The sequence below is a fragment of the Neobacillus paridis genome (genome assembly GCF_016765675.1).
Classification (GTDB): domain Bacteria; phylum Bacillota; class Bacilli; order Bacillales; family Cytobacillaceae; genus Neobacillus; species Neobacillus paridis.
In genome coordinates, this window is record NZ_JAESWB010000025.1 from 380,942 (window position 1) to 400,164 (window position 19,223).

17 protein-coding genes and 2 pseudogenes are annotated in these 19,223 nt (G+C 38.7%); 10 read left to right on the forward strand and 9 right to left on the reverse strand.

What is annotated here, in order from left to right:
• Positions 1–20: 20 nt before the first annotated feature.
• Entirely contained in the window at positions 21–914 is an 894-nt protein-coding gene (locus JK635_RS03850; protein ID WP_202652543.1) for a deoxyribonuclease IV, read from the forward strand.
• A gap of 47 nt (positions 915–961) precedes the next feature.
• Here JK635_RS03850 and JK635_RS03855 read toward each other — a convergent pair whose 3' ends face one another.
• Entirely contained in the window at positions 962–1,219 is a 258-nt protein-coding gene (locus tag JK635_RS03855) for a DUF2624 domain-containing protein (protein WP_202652545.1), read from the reverse strand.
• A gap of 160 nt (positions 1,220–1,379) precedes the next feature.
• On the opposite strand from JK635_RS03855, the gene JK635_RS03860 reads away from it, so the two are divergent.
• Genes JK635_RS03860 through zur form a run of 3 tightly spaced genes read left to right on the forward strand, consistent with a single transcriptional unit; the run spans position 1,380 to position 3,437 of the window.
• Positions 1,380–2,153 carry a metal ABC transporter ATP-binding protein gene (locus JK635_RS03860; RefSeq protein ID WP_202652547.1) on the forward strand — a complete coding sequence of 258 codons (774 nt, stop codon included), beginning with the start codon at positions 1,380–1,382 and terminating at the stop codon, positions 2,151–2,153.
• Entirely contained in the window at positions 2,150–3,019 is an 870-nt protein-coding gene (locus JK635_RS03865) for a metal ABC transporter permease (protein WP_202652549.1), read from the forward strand. The genes JK635_RS03860 and JK635_RS03865 overlap by 4 nt, the downstream gene beginning before the upstream one ends.
• On the forward strand, positions 3,009–3,437 hold the full coding sequence (zur, locus tag JK635_RS03870; protein ID WP_202652551.1) for a zinc uptake transcriptional repressor Zur: 429 nt from the start codon (positions 3,009–3,011) through the stop codon (positions 3,435–3,437). The genes JK635_RS03865 and zur overlap by 11 nt, the downstream gene beginning before the upstream one ends.
• 25 nt (positions 3,438–3,462) lie before the next feature.
• On the opposite strand, the gene JK635_RS03875 is transcribed toward zur, so the two are convergent.
• On the reverse strand, positions 3,463–4,053 hold the full coding sequence (locus tag JK635_RS03875) for a hypothetical protein (RefSeq protein ID WP_202652553.1): 591 nt from the start codon (positions 4,051–4,053) through the stop codon (positions 3,463–3,465).
• Between the two features lie 407 nt (positions 4,054–4,460).
• On the opposite strand from JK635_RS03875, the gene JK635_RS26355 reads away from it, so the two are divergent.
• Entirely contained in the window at positions 4,461–4,784 is a 324-nt protein-coding gene (locus JK635_RS26355) for a hypothetical protein (RefSeq protein ID WP_235887873.1), read from the forward strand.
• Positions 4,785–4,843: 59 nt separating this feature from the next.
• On the opposite strand, the gene ispG is transcribed toward JK635_RS26355, so the two are convergent.
• The 4 genes from ispG to JK635_RS03900 all read right to left on the reverse strand — a co-directional run bounded on the left by ispG (position 4,844) and on the right by JK635_RS03900 (position 8,099).
• On the reverse strand, positions 4,844–5,944 hold the full coding sequence (ispG, locus tag JK635_RS03885; RefSeq protein ID WP_202652724.1) for a flavodoxin-dependent (E)-4-hydroxy-3-methylbut-2-enyl-diphosphate synthase: 1,101 nt from the start codon (positions 5,942–5,944) through the stop codon (positions 4,844–4,846).
• Between the two features lie 116 nt (positions 5,945–6,060).
• Positions 6,061–6,387 (reverse strand): protein YqfZ, encoded by a 327-nt coding sequence (gene yqfZ, locus JK635_RS03890; protein WP_202652554.1) that lies wholly within the window; start codon positions 6,385–6,387, stop codon positions 6,061–6,063.
• Between the two features lie 83 nt (positions 6,388–6,470).
• A complete protein-coding gene (locus tag JK635_RS03895) occupies positions 6,471–7,244 on the reverse strand; it encodes a DUF1189 domain-containing protein (RefSeq protein WP_202652556.1) in 774 nt (257 codons plus the stop codon).
• A 141-nt stretch (positions 7,245–7,385) separates the two neighbouring features.
• Positions 7,386–8,099, reverse strand: a complete 714-nt coding sequence (locus JK635_RS03900) for a Crp/Fnr family transcriptional regulator (RefSeq protein WP_235887857.1) — start codon at positions 8,097–8,099, stop codon at positions 7,386–7,388.
• Positions 8,100–8,429: 330 nt separating this feature from the next.
• On the opposite strand from JK635_RS03900, the gene JK635_RS03905 reads away from it, so the two are divergent.
• Both JK635_RS03905 and JK635_RS03910 read left to right on the forward strand, forming a co-directional pair.
• Positions 8,430–9,038, forward strand: a complete 609-nt coding sequence (locus tag JK635_RS03905; protein ID WP_235887858.1) for a superoxide dismutase — start codon at positions 8,430–8,432, stop codon at positions 9,036–9,038.
• 108 nt (positions 9,039–9,146) lie between these two features.
• Positions 9,147–10,370 carry an MFS transporter gene (locus tag JK635_RS03910; protein WP_202652558.1) on the forward strand — a complete coding sequence of 408 codons (1,224 nt, stop codon included), beginning with the start codon at positions 9,147–9,149 and terminating at the stop codon, positions 10,368–10,370.
• A gap of 157 nt (positions 10,371–10,527) precedes the next feature.
• On the opposite strand, the gene JK635_RS03915 is transcribed toward JK635_RS03910, so the two are convergent.
• From JK635_RS03915 to JK635_RS03925, 3 genes are all read right to left on the reverse strand, one after another.
• Positions 10,528–12,942, reverse strand: coding sequence for an ABC transporter permease (locus tag JK635_RS03915; RefSeq protein WP_202652559.1), 2,415 nt, complete (start codon positions 12,940–12,942; stop codon positions 10,528–10,530).
• Complete coding sequence (locus tag JK635_RS03920; protein ID WP_202652561.1) at positions 12,939–13,616, reverse strand: ABC transporter ATP-binding protein; 678 nt, start codon at positions 13,614–13,616, stop codon at positions 12,939–12,941. The genes JK635_RS03915 and JK635_RS03920 overlap by 4 nt, the downstream gene beginning before the upstream one ends.
• Positions 13,617–13,685: 69 nt before the next feature.
• Positions 13,686–14,063 carry a hypothetical protein gene (locus JK635_RS03925; RefSeq protein ID WP_202652563.1) on the reverse strand — a complete coding sequence of 126 codons (378 nt, stop codon included), beginning with the start codon at positions 14,061–14,063 and terminating at the stop codon, positions 13,686–13,688.
• 411 nt (positions 14,064–14,474) lie between these two features.
• Between JK635_RS03925 and JK635_RS03930 the strand changes: the two are divergent.
• The 3 genes and pseudogenes from JK635_RS03930 to JK635_RS03940 all read left to right on the forward strand — a co-directional run bounded on the left by JK635_RS03930 (position 14,475) and on the right by JK635_RS03940 (position 19,206).
• A pseudogene (locus JK635_RS03930) lies at positions 14,475–15,506 on the forward strand (RNA-guided endonuclease TnpB family protein).
• Positions 15,436–16,680 (forward strand): annotated as a pseudogene (locus JK635_RS03935) (transposase); the annotation flags it as partial. The pseudogenes JK635_RS03930 and JK635_RS03935, both read left to right, overlap by 71 nt.
• 438 nt (positions 16,681–17,118) lie before the next feature.
• On the forward strand, positions 17,119–19,206 hold the full coding sequence (locus tag JK635_RS03940; protein ID WP_202652730.1) for a peptidoglycan D,D-transpeptidase FtsI family protein: 2,088 nt from the start codon (positions 17,119–17,121) through the stop codon (positions 19,204–19,206).
• Positions 19,207–19,223: the final 17 nt, after the last annotated feature.

The window sequence follows — 19,223 nt, forward strand, 5'->3', positions numbered from 1 at the left end:
CTGGATGGGGGAGAAAGACGATGTTGAAAATCGGCTCACATGTTTCCATGAGTGGAAAAGACATGCTCTTAGCCGCAAGTAATGAGGCGGTTTCTTATGGTGCCAATACATTCATGATTTATACCGGGGCACCACAAAATACGCGAAGAAAAAAAATTGAAGACTTAAATATAGAAGCTGGAAGAAAACATATGGAGGAGCATGGAATTACCGAAATTGTTGTCCATGCCCCTTATATCATCAATATTGGTAACACTGCAAATCCAAATACATTTGATTTGGGAGTACGGTTCCTGACTCAGGAAATTGAACGAACAGAGGCAATCGGAGCCAAACAAATTGTTTTGCATCCCGGTGCCCATGTCGGCGCTGGCCCTGAAGCCGGTATCAAGAAAATAGTAGAAGGGCTGAATGAAGTATTAACAGGGAAGGAACAAGTTCAAATTGCCCTGGAAACAATGGCCGGTAAAGGGTCGGAATGTGGAAAATCGTTTGAGGAACTGGCGATGATTATGGATGGAGTTCATTACAATGAGAAGTTATCGATTTGCTTTGATACTTGTCATACACATGATGCTGGCTATAATATTGTCGAAGATTTCGATGGAGTTCTCAACGAGTTTGACAAGATTATTGGGTTGGACAGGCTGAAAGTACTCCATATAAATGACAGCAAAAATCCAATCGGAATGCGCAAGGACCGTCATGAAAATATTGGCTTCGGTCATATTGGGTTTAAGACGCTAAATTATATTGTTCATCATCCACAATTAGAGGAGATTCCGAAAATCCTGGAAACACCATTTGTTGGTGAAGATAAGAATAATAAAAAAGCACCATACCGATTTGAAATTGCCATGCTTCGCGATCAGAAATTCGATGAAGACTTATTGGAAAAAATCATGCAAAGTTAAAGAGCAAAAAGCTGTGCCTCGCTGCACAGCTTTTTTGGCCAATTTTGCTAGCTTTTCGCTAATTCCGTAAATAATTTGTTCACCTCTCGTGCAGTCTGCGGTCCGGCTGCTTTGGCGATTTCTCTAATTAATTTCGACCGCTCCCGGTCATCGAAAATATTAACATTTCTGCCTTTTAAGTATTCAGCAATTTTTCTTGCCTGCCCGCGAGTAACTGAAATATTAAATTGATTCGCATACTTCATTAATTCTTCAGCAGTGATCGTGTTTATTTTATGATTGATAATGTTTTCGAAAATTTTCATCTTCATCACTCCCCCATGATAATGTATGAAGATACGGCGGGAGTGTGACACCGTATAATCAGGCGCCTCAGCCTGACTTTACAATCAGCGACAGCTGTTGTATACTAACAAAAAAGTTAAATCGGAATGATTCTTAAAAATAAAGGTGAGAGTATAGTGTATGTCATCGATTATAGAAATAAATCATTTATTTTATCGTTATGAAAAGGATGTTGTCCTCGACGACATTAATTTAACCGTGCCGGAAGGGGCTTTTTTGGCGATTGTTGGCCCCAACGGTTCGGGAAAATCAACTTTATTAAAGCTTATTTTAGGGTTGTTAAAACTGCAAAAAGGCAAAATTCTTCTATTTGGTCAAGAAATCAGTAAATTTAAAGACTGGCAGCAAATTGGCTATGTATCCCAAAAGGCCAATTCTTTTAATACCGGTTTTCCTGCAACTGTTTTTGAGGTGGTGGCAAGCGGCTTAACCAAACGAATTGGCATGTTTAAGTTTTTTAAAAAGGAACATGAGGTTAAAGTCAAAACGGCATTAGCAGCTGTTGGCATGGAGTTATTTTCTAATCAAAATATCGGTGAACTATCAGGCGGTCAGCAGCAGAGGGTATTTATTGCACGGGCCCTTGTAAGTGATCCGAAGCTGTTAATTCTCGATGAGCCAACAGTCGGAGTGGACGCCGAAAATGTCAATGCTTTTTACCAAATGCTAAGTGATTTAAATGCGAAACAGGGGATTACATTACTGCTTGTCACCCACGATATTGGAACCATCTCAGATAAGGTGACGCATGTTGCCTGCCTTAATAAGCATTTGTATTTTCATGGTAAAGCGAAGGAATTCGAACAAATGAGAATGGAAGAGATATCAAAAACATATGGTCATGATATTCAACTGATCACCCACCACCATGAACATGGGGGTGTCCGAAAATGATTCAAGCCATTTTTCATTATGAATTCTTGCAAAATGCCTTTCTAACCGGGATCATGATTGGCTTTCTAGCACCATTATTAGGTGTTTTTATAGTAGTACGACGGCTGTCATTAATAGCCGATGCTCTCAGTCATGTAACCTTAGCAGGCATTGCTGCCAGTTTATTGATCGAAAAACAATTTACGGCATTGGCAGGATTAAACCCGCTTTATTTAGGAATGGTATTTTCTGTCGGTGGTTCATTATTTATCGAAAAACTGCGAAACGTCTATAAGCATTATCAAGAACTGGCGATTCCCATTATTCTTTCCAGCGGCATTGGTTTAGGGGTGATCTTTATATCCCTGGCCAACGGTTTTAATACCGATTTATTCAGCTACCTATTTGGCAGTGTAACGGCTGTAAGCAGAACTGATTTAGCGGTTATTTTCATCATCGGTATTTTTGTTGTCGCGGCAATTACTTTAGTTTATAAAGAACTGTTTATTTTATCCTTTGATGAGGAACATGCCAAAGCTTCGGGGATTCCCGCGAAATCGATCCATTTTATTTTTATCGTTATGGTTGCCTTGGTGATTGCTGCTTCGATGAGAATTGTAGGCATCCTATTGGTTTCCTCGTTGATGACTCTGCCTGTTGCTGCAAGCATCCGTATTGCTAAGGGGTTTAAACAGACGATTCTTTTCTCCATCCTGTTTGGGGAGATTTCCGTGCTAGGCGGGTTATTTTCTGCGTATTATTTAGACTTGGCTCCTGGCGGTACCATTGTCATGATTGCCGTATTGATTTTAATTTTGATGATTTTTTATAAAAAATTGATGATAAAAAGGCATGTGCAGAAGGAGATTCAGTGCAATGAACGTTGATGAAGCGATTCAATATTTAAAAGAAAATGGATTCAAGCAAACCGGAAAAAGGGAAGATATGCTGCAGTTGTTTGCGGACAATGATAAATATTTGACGGCCAAGGATGTATTTGAACAGCTAAAGGACGATTATCCAGGTTTAAGTTTTGATACGATCTATCGCAATCTGGCATTGTTTGTCAACATGGGAATTTTAGAGATGACTGAATTATCGGGAGAAAAGCATTTTCGTTTTACCTGTACGGTACAGGAGCATCATCACCATTTTATTTGCCTATCCTGCGGTAAAACAAAGGAAATTGAAACATGTCCCATGGATGAACTAATCGAAAACTTAAAAGGATATGAAATTTCCGGGCATAAATTCGAGATTTATGGCAGATGTCCTGATTGCATTAACAAAAAACAGCTTGCATAGCACAAGCTGTTTTTTTGTGGATATTTTAGGCATATCGATAGTGGTTCTCCGGCTGGCTTAACCAATTTTTAACCCAGAGGGAGGCTTCTGTCCAATTGTTTACGCGAATGACTCCTTTTGGGATTGGATCCTGGTTGTAAGGAGTATCAAATAAAATGACAGGTATATGGCACTCTTCGTGAATGGCTACGGCATTATCATGTTTGTCCTCAAAAAAAATATCGATGCCGTATTTTTTGGTTATTTCAACCTTTTCATGTGAGCCAATTAATTCGATATGATCAAAACTGATGCCATGGTCAATGAACCATTTTTCCGTAACATTATAGAGACGGGGCCCGCGGGCACTAATAAAAAATAATTCATGTACTTTTTTCCACTTGTTTAATACCTTTCTTGCTCCGGGAGCTGTGGGTGACCCTTGATAAATAACTGGTTCATTTTCCGTAAACCAATGGGCAAAAACTTCTTTAGAGACATTAACAAAGGGTGTTAAATCATATTGATTAATTTCCCCATACGTAAGATTCAGGTTAAAGGCCTTATTAATAAAAGGAATTAGCGATGTTGGAGAAGTAACAGTCCCATCGATGTCAATACCAAATCTTTTTTTCATCTTTTGTTCACCTTCATATGCTCATTACATCAACTTTAATTTTACCAAAGAAAAATGAATGATAAAGGAAAGTTTAAGAAAAATTTTTGGAGAAAAGAAATAACTAACTATTTTAGACAAACATTAACATTGTAAAAGCAGGTGATTAGGAAACAATAATGAATGCTCCTATTACTGAAAGCGAGGGATGCTAATTGGCAGATGAGCGCAATAATGTCCAGGATGGATTTAAGGGTTCTTCTATTGGCGAAGGGATCCCCAGTTATCCTTCACAGCTGAAGGAGGATATTTCATCCGAAAACAACACACCTGTCCCAACACAGTCTCCAAGCTACAAGGAAGAAACGGCATCAGAATTGGGTGCCTCGGTTCCACCAAGAGTCTCCCTTAAAAAGGATGACCAGGTTTTGCCAACAGGAGCCTCGGTGCCGCTTCGTACAAGGGATAATCGGGAAGAAACGGCAGCAGAGATTGCCGCCCCGGTTCCAGTTGTCCGGGAAAAGGAACAAAATAATATCAGGGAACGTGCTGCTACTGGAACAGGCTTGGGTACCGTTGCATTAGCTTTATCAATCTTATCGCTGTTTGTATTGCCGATTCTGTTTGGTGCCGCCGGGATTGTTCTTGGCTTCGTTGCAAGACGGCGAGGCGCTGAAAGTCTTGGTGCATGGGCAATTGGTATTGGAGCAGTATCGATTATTGTCGGTATCTTTATTCTACCGTTTTTCTAAATAGGCCATAATGACGATGGCCAAAAGAAAACCCGGTACTCTTTTACCGGGTTTTCTGCTTATTTTGTGGCTTTTTCTTCTTCGGCCTTTTTACGGAAATATTCTTCCGCAACCTGGTCAATTTCTTTCTTCAATTCTTCCACCATTTGTGCTTCCGGAACCTTACGGACAATCTGACCTTTTCTAAATAACAGACCTTCACCCCGGGCACCGGCGATGCCGATGTCAGCTTCACGTGCTTCCCCAGGTCCATTAACGGCACAGCCAAGGACAGATACCTTAATGGGGGCTTTAATATTTTGGATATATTCTTCCACTTCATTGGCAATGCTGATAAGATCAATTTCAATCCGGCCGCATGTTGGGCAGGAAATCAATGTTGCGGCATTTGCAGATAAATGGAATACCTTTAACAGTTCACGAGCCACTTTTACCTCTTCTACGGGATCTGCACTTAAGGAGACACGAATGGTATTTCCAATTCCTTTACTAATAATTGCTCCTAAACCGGCTGCGCTTTTTACGGTTCCTGAGAATAAAGTACCTGATTCAGTAATTCCTAAATGTAATGGATAATCAAAGGTACGTGCAGCTTTTTCATATGCCTCAATGGCAAGATTGACATCAGATGCCTTCATGGAGACGATAATATCGTGAAAATCTAAGTCCTCAAGGATTTTGATATGATGCAGAGCACTTTCCACCATACCGTCAGCAGTCGGGTAGCCGTACTTATCAAGAATTCTCTTTTCAAGTGAACCGGCATTGACACCAATCCGAATTGGAATTCCCTTTTCTTTTGCCGCTTTGACGACCGCTTCTACTTTTTCCCGTCTCCCAATGTTGCCCGGGTTGATTCGGATTTTGTCAGCACCACCCTCAATTGCTTTGAGAGCAAGCTTATAATCGAAATGGATATCCACGACTAGGGGAATATTAATTCGTTTTTTTATTTCTGAGATGGCATTGGCAGCGCGCTCATCCGGACAGGCGACGCGGACGATTTGACAGCCTGCTTCCTCCAGCCGTTTGATTTGAGCAACTGTTGCCTCGACATCATGGGTCTTGGTCGTTGTCATACTTTGAATAATGATCTCGTTGTTACCGCCGATGGTCAAATTGCCAACCTTAACCGGACGGGTTTTTGAACGATGTATAATTTCACTCACGTGTAATTCGCCCCTTTAGCTGAATTAAAAAAACAGGGATAAAAAACAAACCATCTTTATTGTATCAGCGTTTCATTAATTTTGACAAGAATAAGGATTTTGTCACCTTATTTTGAGTAATCTGGAAAATGATAGGTTGAACCAATTTGGATTTTTTCCGGAGACAGTCCTTCGTTTAATGCTTTGAAATCATTAATAAGATCAGTGATAGATACAGGAAGCGATTTACCAAGCTGGTGTTCAACTATTGAAATGACGGTTTGCCCCGGTTCAACTTTGGAATCAAAATAGGCTCTGTCGGTTTGAGGTTTTTGCATAGTTTTATCTTCAGCTGCGTGACTAACGGCAGAGGAGGGAAGGGTGCCGACAGTTAAATCGAAATAGATAACATAAATAACCAATACCGCCAATAATACTCCCACTAATTTCTTCATCGGACAAGCCCCCTAAAGGAATTTGTACATACCTATGCTTGTCCACTTTTGAATAGAACTGAGAATTAAAAAACAAGCATCGCTTAGGATGCTTGTTTCGGTCTTGGAATCTCCTTGATTGCCAGTAGTAAGATAATTATGGCGACGAACCAATTAATAAAGAATGTGTTTGGAACAGTTGTTTTTAACGCTGCCATAATGGTAAAAAACAAGGTCGGCAGTGTTTCGCTATAGGCGGCCATTCTCCACAAGTGCCGGTAAGTGAGCTTTCGGCCAGCAATATTTTTTAGCGCTAATCCGATTAAGGCAAGAATTGAAACTTCAATAAAACTTGCTGCGCTTGAGAATAAAAGAAGAAAAAGGGTAACTACAGGGATAATAATACCTTTTAAACCACTTACACTATCAATTAAATTAACCGCTTCTTTTTTATTGATATTTAATCCTTCCACCATGGAGTATGGATATGTTTGAGTTTGACTTCCGGCTGCCACGACAAACTCATCTTTCAAGAGGGCGAAGGCATTCCCGGTATCCGCAACATCTTCAGCAGAAACGGTTCCTGTTGGGTCGAGAAAGAAAGTAAAGCCGTCATGATCAATCGTAACTGGAACCTTTGTTTCAGCTGACAACCTCCCATTTTTAATCGAGAATTCAGGTGCTTCATCTTGAATAAATGATTTTGCCGTACTTAATCCGCTTGTTAATGCTGAACTTAAAAAAACAATGGAAGGCAAAATCGAAATAAAAGTTAACAGGAAAACGTAAAGAATTGTTTTTCCAATTCCTTGTAAGCGAAATAAAGCAATATCTTTAGGCGAATAAATACTTTTAACAAGCTGCTTAAATATGTTCATAGCGACCACCTTAAAATAGTTTCATCCTTCTATTTTAGCCTTTGTCCAGACTATATACAAGAAATGACCGTTATTTTTCGGTTGGAGGGGAATGTTTACAGCATAAAAAATACGCCACTCACAAGAAAGAGGGCGTACCTGTTAATTAATTCCACAGATCTCATAAGAACAGTTTTGACAGTCGACGGCTTCTCTTAAATAGCTTAATTTTTTTATCGTGAACCTTTGGTTTTCATAGGAGACCACATCTTTTTCGCGTAGTTCTTTCAAAGCACGCTGAATGACCTCCCTTGTCCCGAAAGTTAAATTAGCGAGTTCTTGGTGAGTTAATGGTACATCAATGAGGATCCCATCCTTTGTCACCACTCCGTATGAATTACATAAACGGATCAGGATGGAATATAATCCGCCTTTTTTTCCATTCATAATTAAGTCTTGACATTTCATTTGTGCCTTTAAGTATCGGGTACTTAACCAGGCGACAAATGCATTCATTGCTTCAGGATCTGTAGAAACATAATCTTCAAATTGTTCCCGTTTAATTGCTAAAAACTCACAGTCGGATAGTGTTTTGGCAAAAAATTTATATTGGGGGTGTGCCTTAAATAGCTGATATTCCACAATTAATTCTTGATCGTTGAGAATTTTTAAAATAAACTCTTTGCCGCGTACGTGCACCCTACCTAGAGCAATTCCACCTTTTAATAGTAAGTAAATATACCGAACTGGATCTTTCTCTTGAAACAAGACAGTTCCCGCTTTTACTTTTTGGACGGATTCAATTTTTTGAAAAAAATTTAATAATTTATCATAAATAGTAAAGCCTGCTTCACCCATATAACGCCACTCCTTCATACCCTTCTAGCTTGATTAAATGAAATTATTTAGCGAATGTCAATGCTGGTTTTACATAAAAAGGAAGCTAATGAAGCCTGGTATGACAAAAATCGTTGACAGAATGCTATTTTCGTGAATCATGACAAATTTTCGACAGGTTTCATTTAGGGAATATATTTTGGCAAAATGGATATTTTATATTAGGGTGAAACAGCCAGAGCATTTAATTTGAATCACGTCATTAACTTTGGTATCTTAGAATCAAAGCTTTAGAAATATTCTTAAATCATAATTGTTATAAGAATGGCTAAAGCGAATAAATAAAAGAGTACATAGGAGGAATGAATCATGGCTTTTGAATTACCAAAATTACCTTATGCAGAAGATGCACTTGAACCTTACATTGATAAAGAAACAATGAATATTCACCATACTAGACATCACAACACATATGTGACAAATTTAAACAATGCCCTTGCTGGAAATGACGAATTGCTTTCTAAACCAGTTGAGGAAGTGATTTCTAATCTGGATGCAGTTCCGGATGCTGCCCGCACTGCTGTCCGCAACAATGGCGGCGGTCATGCGAATCACTCCTTGTTCTGGACGATTCTATCTCCAAATGGCGGCGGCGCCCCAACAGGTGAACTAGCTGATGCCATCAACAAAAAATTTGGCAGCTTCGATGCCTTTAAAGATGAATTCACAAAAGCTGCAACTACCCGTTTTGGTTCCGGCTGGGCCTGGCTCTCAGTTAATCATGGTGAGTTAGAAGTATCCAGCACGCCAAATCAAGACTCTCCGTTGATGGAAGGTAAAACGCCAATCCTTGGGCTTGACGTTTGGGAACACGCCTATTACTTAAAATATCAAAACAAACGCCCTGACTACATTGCAGCATTCTGGAACGTAGTCAACTGGGATGAAGTAGCAAGACGCTATAACGAAGCAAAATAATCTAACAGAAGAAAAAGGCAGCTGCGGCTGTCTTTTTTATTCCCATAAAGTGAATAAGAACACCTGCCTTGTTAAAGACTACCTGTTAAGACAAAGGGGAGTTTTTTTATGGCAAAAAAATTTAAATTTTTGGGTGATGTTGCATTAACGAAGGACCTATCATTATTACTAATTATCGGTGGTTTATATTCCTTAAGTGCGGCTTTATCAAACACATTTGTGAACATTTATTTATGGAAACAAACCGGGAAATATTCCGATCTAGCCCTTTATAACCTTGCCATCGTCATCCTGCAGCCACTAACGTTTATTTTGGCAGGCAGGTGGGCCAAAAAAATAGATCGGGTTATTGTTCTGAGAATCGGTGTTATTTGTTTAGCACTTTTTTATTTGTCGGTATTAGTCGCTGGAACAAAGGCCTCTACCTATTTACTGCTATTAGGAGGATTGCTTGGTGTCGGCTATGGGTTTTATTGGCTTGCATACAATGTGTTAACCTTTGAGATAACCGAGCCCGAGACAAGAGATTTTTTTAACGGCTTTTTGGGAATTTTGTCGTCCATGGGAGGGATGATTGGTCCAATTGCCGCCGGGATTATTATTACCAGATTTGCAAAGTTCACCGGTTATACGATTGTTTTCGGTATTTCTCTAGCCCTATTTGCGCTTGCGGTATTCTTAAGTTTCTCGTTAAAGCCGCGGCCGGCAAAGGGGAAGTACGATTTTAAACGGATTATGGAAGAGCGAAGGCAAAATGAAAATTGGCGCCTTGTCACTAATGCCCATTTTTTTCAGGGATTAAGAGAAGGGACATTTATTTTCGTCATTTCGGTATTTGTCTATATTTCAACAGGAAGTGAAATGGCTCTGGGGACATATGGTTTGTTGAATTCTGGAATTTCATTTGTTGCCTATTTTCTCGCTTCCAGGCTGATTAAAAAGAATTTCCGCAAAAAGGCGATTCTCATTGGCGGGCTGCTGCTGTATGCAGCTGTGATCTTGATTGTCTGGGAAGTGACCTATGCTAAATTATTGATTTACGCAGGTATCATTGCCATCGCCTACCCGCTTCTCCTTGTTCCCTATATTTCCACTACATATGATGTTATTGGCCAAGGGTGGAAGGCTGCAGAAATGAGAATTGAATACATTGTTGTCCGCGAGGTTTTCTTAAATATCGGCAGGGTCGTCTCGATTCTGACCTTTCTGGCCGCAGTTACTTTATTTAATGAAGAAAAAAGCATTCCCATTTTGTTATTACTTTTGGGAGCAGGGCATATATTCATTTATGTTTTTATGAAACGGGTTCAATTACCTCAAATATCTCGATAAGATTGATGAAATTCCCCTTTTTGTATCGGGTCTTTTACACGGGCAGAAGTTCTGCCATTTTTACTAAACTTAATGAGGAAAGAAACTGAAGAAATTATCACCTTTCTCCAGCTTCTCTCCTCAATCAGGGACAACATAACGCGTTCCTGTTTTCTTGTTAAGTTAGGTTAGACATTTTGCGTGTAAAAAGGATTATGGAAAAAATTAATGACATAACCACAAAAGAAATTCCTATTCCGATTAAAGACCACAAAATGGATACGCTTAATATCTTCAGAACAACTGTGCTAAATAAAATTCCAATGATGCTGGAAAAAACAAACCATGTGGCAGATTCTTTGAAAAGGTGCCTTAAAATTCTCCCTTTTGTCCATCCGATTACATGGTACATATTAAGTTCTTGTCTTCTTTCCACAAATAATGTATTAAGCCCTTCACTAAAAGCGATAATACACAAATACAGGACAAGGATCGTAACTGTCAATTCAAACCAATAGGTCTGATTCCCGATAAAAAGCCCCATTGTCGTAACTGATGATTTATTGAAAGAATCACCTAGTGCTGCAATCTGAATAGAGATTAATAACATTGAAAAACATAGAAGCAGCATCATCGGGATAATTAACCGTTTATAATAGAGAACAGAGGCAAATTTTTTATATTCTTCGATTCGATTGTTTTGTTTTTCAGTTTTATTTAATAGTAAATTGGTGATTACAATCGATATTATCCACAAAAACAACGTTATTCCATACATTATGGCTTCTACGTGGAGGAAGTTCAATAAAATAATAGACATCATAAATGCAATAGTTATGATGATATCTTGTTCTATACAATTCCGTAAAAAGATATTCCTTTTTTTCCAGCCTAAAACCGATAGTAGAGAGTTTTCTTGGATAAGAATATTCTTTTCAAACGTTAGCCGAATAACCAGCCAAAAAACCCCAAATGCAGTTAATAAAACTGTTGTGATCAAATTCATCAAGTTCCATGTTGCTGTCAATTCTTGAGCGACCCCTAAAGTAGTCCAAGGCTCTTTGACTTTTCCAATCCCTTCTACATCTAATGTCATTTCTTTAAAGGAAGAGCCAGCCACAATATCTACTTCATATCCCATTTGCAATAATTTAGTTGCCACTTTTTCTATTTTTTTCTGTGCTACTTCGTCATAGTTTGTGATCCCAGCAATTTTTACTCTAATGGCATCAATTGGCTTATCTCCTTTAATCAACTTTGCATTTTCAATGGTTGTCACCCCGCTGGCAGCAGAAGGGATAAAACTTCCGGGGATAGTAGTTGGGGTTAAAACTTTCCCATCTTCTGTTTTTGCTTTTACCTCTCCATATATACCTAATGGACTGGCAGCCAAATTATTGGCTATATTTGTTGGAGGTGTAAATGTACCAACCTGGCTGATGATGAACGGTATTTCCTGTGATTTCTCCATTGAAACACCCTTTGACACCACCGTTTTATAGGAAGGGGGATTTCCTGGTTTCTTTATCGTTACAGCCGGTATCGTTTCAATGTTTTTATAGTCAATTTTTGAAGCAACAAAATATGTTGAGGTATCAAGACCAACCAGTGTTCTTTCTCCGATGGATGGTTCAAATTTATTATTTAAAGCTAATTCTGTTCCATCAAAAGGTTTTTGAAAATTGGATAAATTTATATTAAATATTTTCGACTCTTTTGGTTTCTCTTTTTCTAAATCTTTAAAAGCCAACTGAATTTTTTCTGCTGAACTCTCCATTAACCATTGTTGGTTCTTCAGACCGAGAATATCTAAATATTTATTCAATTTAACATCTAATTGGTCTACTTTTAATTTCAAATATATAGGAATATTAAAATCATTTCGTTGTAAAACTTTCATTACGGGCGGGTTATTATAATTTTCTAAAAAACTATCTAGAAATGGGTCTTCAATCTTCTTATTAAAGTCTGAGAAGTCAATACCAGTTAATTTAGTTTCGCTTTCTGGGTCAATAGCCACCAGAAGATTATAATTTGTTGGCATGAGAATCATCATGGCCGAGCTAGCAGTGGCTTCCCCCACATTATTTCTTAAAAATTGAATCGTGCCAGGATTAGATTGTTCGAAATACATAATAGATTCTTTTGAACCTAATGGGTACATTGATTTCCCATCCGATGTGTAAAATTGATAGGAAAACCTGGTAGGTTGACTCAATACAGGTAATTCAACGGAGGTTTGTTTTCCTCGAAAGTACCCAAGGGATGCAACTGGTGCTGCTACTTCTATATTTGGATCACCTTTTATTCTTTTCCATTCATTTATAGAGATACCGCCTTTACTATCTCCTATATAATTTTCCTCCACCATTCCAAGTTTCTTTTCAATCGATGTTCGGGATGACGGTGGACGAACTAAGAGATCGTAGCTTCCACGGCCATACTTTTTAATCGAATCATTAACGGTAGCAACAGTCGTTTTCGATTGCTCTAAACCTAATGGAACAAGCGTATAAATACTAATAAATGCCATCAGTATGATAAGGGTTGTTTTTTTTCGGTGTTTTAGACGCTCCCAAGCAAGGCGAATCATACTCTCACCTCGGATTGAGTAAGTGTGCCGTTTATTAACCGGTAAACCTCATCTCCACGGTCAGCAATCTCCATATCGTGAGTAACTAATACAATAGTTTTTCCTTGATTCTTTAGCTTTAATAATATGTCAACGATATTATCTCGATTTTCTCTGTCTAAATTACCGGTTGGCTCATCACAGATTAGCATTTGTGGGTTAGCAATTAGAGATCGTGCAATGGCCACCCGTTGTTTTTCTCCACCTGACAGGCCTTCTGGCAATCTTGAAAATAAAGCTTCAGAGATGCCAACCATATTTAAAAGTTCCTCTGCTCTTGCATAAAGCTGTTTTTTGTCTCTATCATAGTACAATGGCAAGATAACATTATCTAATATTGAATAATAGGGCAACAACTTAAAATCTTGAAAAACAAAACCAATTTCTTTTCTTCTTAATTCGCTACGTTCTGGGTCTGTTAGCTGGTATATATTTGTCCCATTAATTGATACATTTCCCGAATCTGGAGGTAACAATCCCGAAATAATATTTAATAAGGTTGATTTTCCTGAGCCGGAGGGCCCAACAATTGTCGTCCAAGAACCGGTTGGAACAGAAAAACTAACATCTGTTAGAATTTCGGTTGAATAGTATTTGTTTTTGAATACCTTATGTACATTTTTCAATTCAATCATGGCGGCTTCACTCCAAATCCATTACCCTAGTTTAGCGAGTAAACTAGGGTAATGTTCTATAGCATTTATTTATAAATCTTTTAAAGTAACACTCCCAGATGCGGTAGCAGAGCTACCATTGGAGACGCGTAACATTGTATTCCATGTTTTTATACTTGATGTTATTGGCTTAGAATAACTACGGGTATAGTTAGTAGAATAATAAGTAGCGCTTTTATCTAAAAATCCTACTGATATTCCATCATGATATTCTACTGAATAATAGCTTGATCCTCCTCCAGCCCAAAATAATTTTTTCGTAAAACTTCCTAAATCTCCCTTTTTTGTTTCATTTACAGGACTCATACCTGCATCAACCGGTACCGCTGCAAAGGCATTTGAAATGCCCCCACTTAATACAATTGCCCCTGCTAATATTCCTGCTGAGATTTTTTTGGTAAGTTTCATAATAAAATCTTTCCCCTCATATAATGGTATTTTTGTTTACGTCAACCAATATATCACAAAAATCACAAAAAATGTATAATATAGATCAAGCTAATTTATTCATTACGCTTCTCTATAAGATTTTTTGGTTTTCTAGTCTATTTTTTCCCAATTAGAAAACCTAATAAAATCAGTACTTTTCTTTCCAAATTGGATATTTCGAACATACCAAAATTCTTATGTTAGCCAATCTACTTAATAATTTTCCCAATTCTTTTTAACGGATTTCCGAAAGAAGTCTCCCATCCTCAAGGAATGTGTAGGGCGCAGCCCAATGAGTAGGTGGAAGATGAACTTCGGTTAGTGGTAGCCAAAATAATTGCAAATTACAAACGTACGTTCTATACTATGGAGTATAGGGGGTGAATGGATATGACTAAGCAAAATAAAGCCTTCAAATTCCGTTTGATACCAAATAAAAGCCAAGAAGTATTATTAGCTAAAACGTTCGGTTGTGTTCGATTTGTCTATAATAAAATGCTGACGACAAGAGACTTATGAAAAATACAAAGACAACAAAGAAATGCTTAAAAAGCAAAAGTTTCCGACCCCTGCAAAATATAAAGACGAATTTCCATTCCTAAAAGAAGTGGACTCATTAGCTTTAGCAAATGCACAAATCAACTTGCAAAAGGCTTATAAAAACTTCTTTGAGGGTCGTGCGGAATTTCCCAAGTTCAAAAGCCGAAAACATAAACAAGTCTTGTACCACGAACATGGTAAACGGGAATATCGGGCTGAAAGATGGTCATATCAAATTGCCTAAACTAAAACTTGTAAAAATCAAACAGCATGGAGAACCCCCTGCTGAATACAGAATAAAATCTTGTACTATTTCCAAAACAGAGTCTGGTAAATACTATATTTCTATTTTGACAGAGTACGAGAAAGAGATAAAGCATGTTATTGTCCAAAATGTTATTGGATTAGACTTTGCTATGGATGGTCTATATGTCGAAAGTGAACAAGGTGAGAAAGCCAATTACCCTCGTTTTTACCGACAATCATTAGACAGATTAGCTAAGGAACAGCGTATCTTGTCTCACAGAAAAAAAGGCTCTGCACGCTGGGAAAAACAATGTTTGAAAATAGCTAAACTGTAAGAAAAGACCGCTAATCAACGTAAGGATTTCCTCTATCATAAGTCAAAAGAATTGCCGTCAAGCTATGATGTGGTTATTATTGAGGACCTAGACATGAAAGGAATGTCGCAAGCCCTCCACTTTGGAAACATTATGATAATGGTTGGGGAATGTTCACCGGGTTCCTCGAATATAGGTTGGAACAAAAAGGAAAAAACTTATCAAAATAGACAAATGGTTTCCTTCGACGGAACAATGTTCTCGCTGTGGTAACGAAGAAATCTCGTTTCGGCAGACCTGTCGAACTGAATTATGCAGCTGATGATTTACTCATTAGTTGCACTTTTAACGTAACGGAATCCATTTATTAAAGATTTGGTAAAACGATTAAAAAATGATATGATATTCCGACTAGACTGCGGCTTTTTAGTATCTGATACTATCTCATCTGAGGCAGCTTATTCAAGAATGGTAACAATTTTTAGCGAATCTAATGTTCTTGAAGAGATTCTATATCAAGCCATGACAGAAGGGTTTATCACCGATGATACGGTGGCTATAGATGCCACACACTTTGAAGCCAAGGATCAAGCACTCCCAAAGGAAGAAAAACCAAAAACCGAACCCAAGAAACGTGGGCGAAAATCAAAAGAGGAAAGAGAACAATGGTTGATTGAAAAAGCTGAACGCGAAGCCAATCTACCTATTTTTGAAAAGAAAATAGAAAACTAATTAGACGTTCCGTTAGATCAACTTCGTGCGAAATTCTTCAAAATCCGGAGTGGGGTGTGAAGAAAAACAGCAAAGGAAAGAACGTTTTTTGGTATGGCTATAAGTCGCATTTAGCGGTGGGAACAAAAAGCCAATATATTCTTCAATTTCTCTTTTCTTCTGGCAATTTGAATGATGGAAAGGCAGCGATTCCTTTATTAAAAGGGATCCATGAGCGTGTTCAACTTCCAACTCTACGTTATCAAACGATGGATGCTGGTTATGACTATGAACCGATTTATGAACAGATACATCGTATGGGTCAACAGTCGGTTATTGCCTATAATAAGCGTAATGAACCTGAACCCGAAGGGTTTGATAAACATTTCGCTCCGACTTGTTTCCGTGAACATTCATACCGATATGATAGTTTTGATCAAAAATATAAAACGCTTAAATATACACGCCCAAAGGAATGTAAAGATTGTCCTTTGGCCAATGAAGGTATTTGCCAAAAGATTTATAAAGTGAAAATCACGACAGATCTTCGGAAATATACTGCACCAGCCCGAGGTTCAAAAGCTTGGAAAACCATCTTTAAACGTCGTACCGCAGTGGAACGGGTGAATGCTTATCTCAAGTTATACTTTTAATTAGACAATGTCCGCTATCGTACCGGAAAACGTGCCAAGGTTCATTTTGACCTCGTAACCTTAGTTTATAATGCTTCAAAATTAGCTGTGGATCGTATCAATGCATCGTTAAATCAACAACAAGTTGCTTAAAATACAGACCGTATAGAATAGTCGTTCATCATTTCCAAAGCGGTTGATTGGAGTGGAAGGCGGCGACTCCTGCGGGAAAAGCGTGGCCAGGTGAGACCCCGCAGGAGCGAAGTGACGAGGAGGCTCACGGCCCGCCCGCGGAAAGCGTCCGCCTGGAACGGAAATCAACGCAATATTTATGAAGTAAAAACTTAAAAAATTTTTAACAACAAATATTCTGTAGGTCTGCGTTTCTTTAAAATAGGGATTTATGAAATTGATTCACCTTTTAGAAATTCTAAAGTTAGTCCGAAAAAATTGGTAAGGGTTCATCATAGAAAAATACTGCTTAATCATTTAAAATAGAACATGTTATGAAATGCTTTGAAAAGGAAGTGTTGATAGACCTTGAGTAAAAAGAAGAAAAAGAAAAAATCACTTGTTCCTTTTCGCTTGAACATGTTATTTTTTGCTGTATTTTTACTATTTTCAATTTTAATCCTTCGCCTTGGGGAGATTCAAATCGTCTTCGGGGATGATTTCAAACGGGAACTGCAGCGGACGGAGGACGTTACCGTCAGCAACCCGGTTCCGCGCGGGAAAATGTTTGACCGCAATGGGAATGTCATTGTTGATAATAAGCCGTTGAACGCGATTACGTATACAAAACAACAGAATACAACGCAAAAAGAAATGGTGGAAACGGCTGAAAAGTTAGCGAAAATTATAAAGGTTGATACTTCCAAAGTTCGTGACCGTGATAAAAAAGATTTTTGGATCGTCCAACATCCTAAAGCAGCCAAACAGTTAATAACGAAAAAAGAGTGGACCCTATACGATAACAAAAAATGGGACTATAAGAAAATCTATCAATTGCAGCTTGATAGAATTAAAGATTCTAAGATTAATCATTATTCTAAACAAGACATAAGAGCCATCGCCATTTTCAAAAAAATGAACAACGGTTATGCACTAGCACCACAAATTGTAAAAAATAAAGGGGTAACCCCTCAAGAATTTGCCGCTGTCAGTGAAAATCTGGAAAACCTCCCTGGCGTCGATACAACAACGGACTGGGACCGCAAATATGTGCTTGGTGATACATTAAAAACAATTATCGGAAATGTTTCATCTGCAGAGGAAGGTCTGCCCAAAGAAAGTTTGGACAAATACATGGCCTTGGATTACAGCCGCAATGACCGTGTCGGCAAAAGTTATCTTGAATATCAATATGAAGATGTTTTACATGGAAAAAAAGCGAAAGTAATTAATAAGACGGATAAGGCAGGAAATGTCATATCCCAACAAGTTGTATCTGAAGGGGAGCGCGGCAAAGACCTGGTGTTAACGATCGATGCGGAACTTCAGAAGAAAGTTGAAAAAATTATTGAGAATGAAATGTGGAAGGCAAAAAGACAGTATTCCACTACAGGTCTGATGGACCGGGCTTTCGTCATTTTAATGGATCCCCACACTGGTGAAATCCTCTCTCTTGCCGGTAAACAGATTGTCCGCGATGAAGATACTGGAAGATTAAAAATGCAGGACTATGCTCAAGGGACGTTTACTACTTCATACAACGTGGGATCTGCCGTGAAAGGGGCAACGGTTTTAACCGGTTATCAAACAGGAGCGATTCAGCCTGGAACCTCGCATGTTGACGAACCATTACACATTCTTCACACTAAAGTAAAAAAATCGTGGAAAACGTTTGGAAGAATCAATGATCTTACAGCGCTTCAAGTATCTTCAAACGTGTATATGTGGAAAACGGTTATTGCCATGGCCCACTCCCATTATGTTCCGAATGGGCCGTTGCCAATCGACAAAACAGCCTTTGACACGCTCAGAAGATCCTTTAGCCAATTTGGCCTTGGAGTCAGAACTGGCATTGATTTGCCGAATGAAATGAGCGGTTTTCCGGGTCCGGATCGAACATCTGGTTTACTTCTCGACCTTGCAATCGGACAGTATGATACGTATACACCGATTCAACTGGCACAGTATGTTTCGACAATTGCTAACGGAGGATACCGGATGCAGCCGCATCTGGTCAAAGAAATTCGCGAACCAGTGATGGATAAAGCTGGAGAAGGACCGGTTATCGAGGAAATTCAACCGAATGTATTAAATCGCCTGGATATGAAGCCAGAATGGATCCAACGAGTCCAACAAGGATTCCGGATGGTTATGCAGACGCCTAACGGCACAGCCTACAGCTTCTTTAGAGGAGCTACCTACAATCCAGCAGGTAAAACAGGAACTGCTCAGGCGTTCTACTATGGCTCTGACCGAAGCAGGTGGGGGACACCTGTGATGAACTTGAGCCTTGTCGGTTTTGCCCCTTACGATGATCCGGAAGTGGCAATGGCAGTGGTCGTTCCATGGGCCTATCAGAATACCGGTCCGGCAATTAATGATTTAATTGGCAAAAAAGTCATGGATGCCTATTTTGATTTAAAGAAAGAACGGCAGACGGATAAAACCAAGAAGACAACAAAACGGAGCACCGACAATAATAATGATACTACCCAATCGAACCAATAATATGTTTCCCTAAAACC

What these genes read in the sequence shown, in the direction of transcription:
- JK635_RS03910 (WP_202652558.1), top strand. Translation starts at nt 9,147, where the DNA reads ATGGCAAAAAAATTTAAATTTTTGGGTGATGTTGCATTAACGAAGGAC.
- JK635_RS03905 (WP_235887858.1), top strand. Translation starts at nt 8,430, where the DNA reads ATGGCTTTTGAATTACCAAAATTACCTTATGCAGAAGATGCACTTGAA.
- JK635_RS03860 (WP_202652547.1), top strand. Translation starts at nt 1,380, where the DNA reads ATGTCATCGATTATAGAAATAAATCATTTATTTTATCGTTATGAAAAG.
- JK635_RS03915 (WP_202652559.1), bottom strand. Translation starts at nt 12,942, where the DNA reads ATGATTCGCCTTGCTTGGGAGCGTCTAAAACACCGAAAAAAAACAACC.
- JK635_RS03900 (WP_235887857.1), bottom strand. Translation starts at nt 8,099, where the DNA reads ATGAAGGAGTGGCGTTATATGGGTGAAGCAGGCTTTACTATTTATGAT.
- JK635_RS03920 (WP_202652561.1), bottom strand. Translation starts at nt 13,616, where the DNA reads ATGATTGAATTGAAAAATGTACATAAGGTATTCAAAAACAAATACTAT.
- JK635_RS03940 (WP_202652730.1), top strand. Translation starts at nt 17,119, where the DNA reads ATGTTATTTTTTGCTGTATTTTTACTATTTTCAATTTTAATCCTTCGC.
- yqfZ (WP_202652554.1), bottom strand. Translation starts at nt 6,387, where the DNA reads ATGAAGAAATTAGTGGGAGTATTATTGGCGGTATTGGTTATTTATGTT.
- JK635_RS03895 (WP_202652556.1), bottom strand. Translation starts at nt 7,244, where the DNA reads ATGAACATATTTAAGCAGCTTGTTAAAAGTATTTATTCGCCTAAAGAT.
- JK635_RS03850 (WP_202652543.1), top strand. Translation starts at nt 21, where the DNA reads ATGTTGAAAATCGGCTCACATGTTTCCATGAGTGGAAAAGACATGCTC.
- zur (WP_202652551.1), top strand. Translation starts at nt 3,009, where the DNA reads ATGAACGTTGATGAAGCGATTCAATATTTAAAAGAAAATGGATTCAAG.
- JK635_RS03865 (WP_202652549.1), top strand. Translation starts at nt 2,150, where the DNA reads ATGATTCAAGCCATTTTTCATTATGAATTCTTGCAAAATGCCTTTCTA.
- JK635_RS03875 (WP_202652553.1), bottom strand. Translation starts at nt 4,053, where the DNA reads ATGAAAAAAAGATTTGGTATTGACATCGATGGGACTGTTACTTCTCCA.
- JK635_RS03855 (WP_202652545.1), bottom strand. Translation starts at nt 1,219, where the DNA reads ATGAAAATTTTCGAAAACATTATCAATCATAAAATAAACACGATCACT.
- JK635_RS03925 (WP_202652563.1), bottom strand. Translation starts at nt 14,063, where the DNA reads ATGAAACTTACCAAAAAAATCTCAGCAGGAATATTAGCAGGGGCAATT.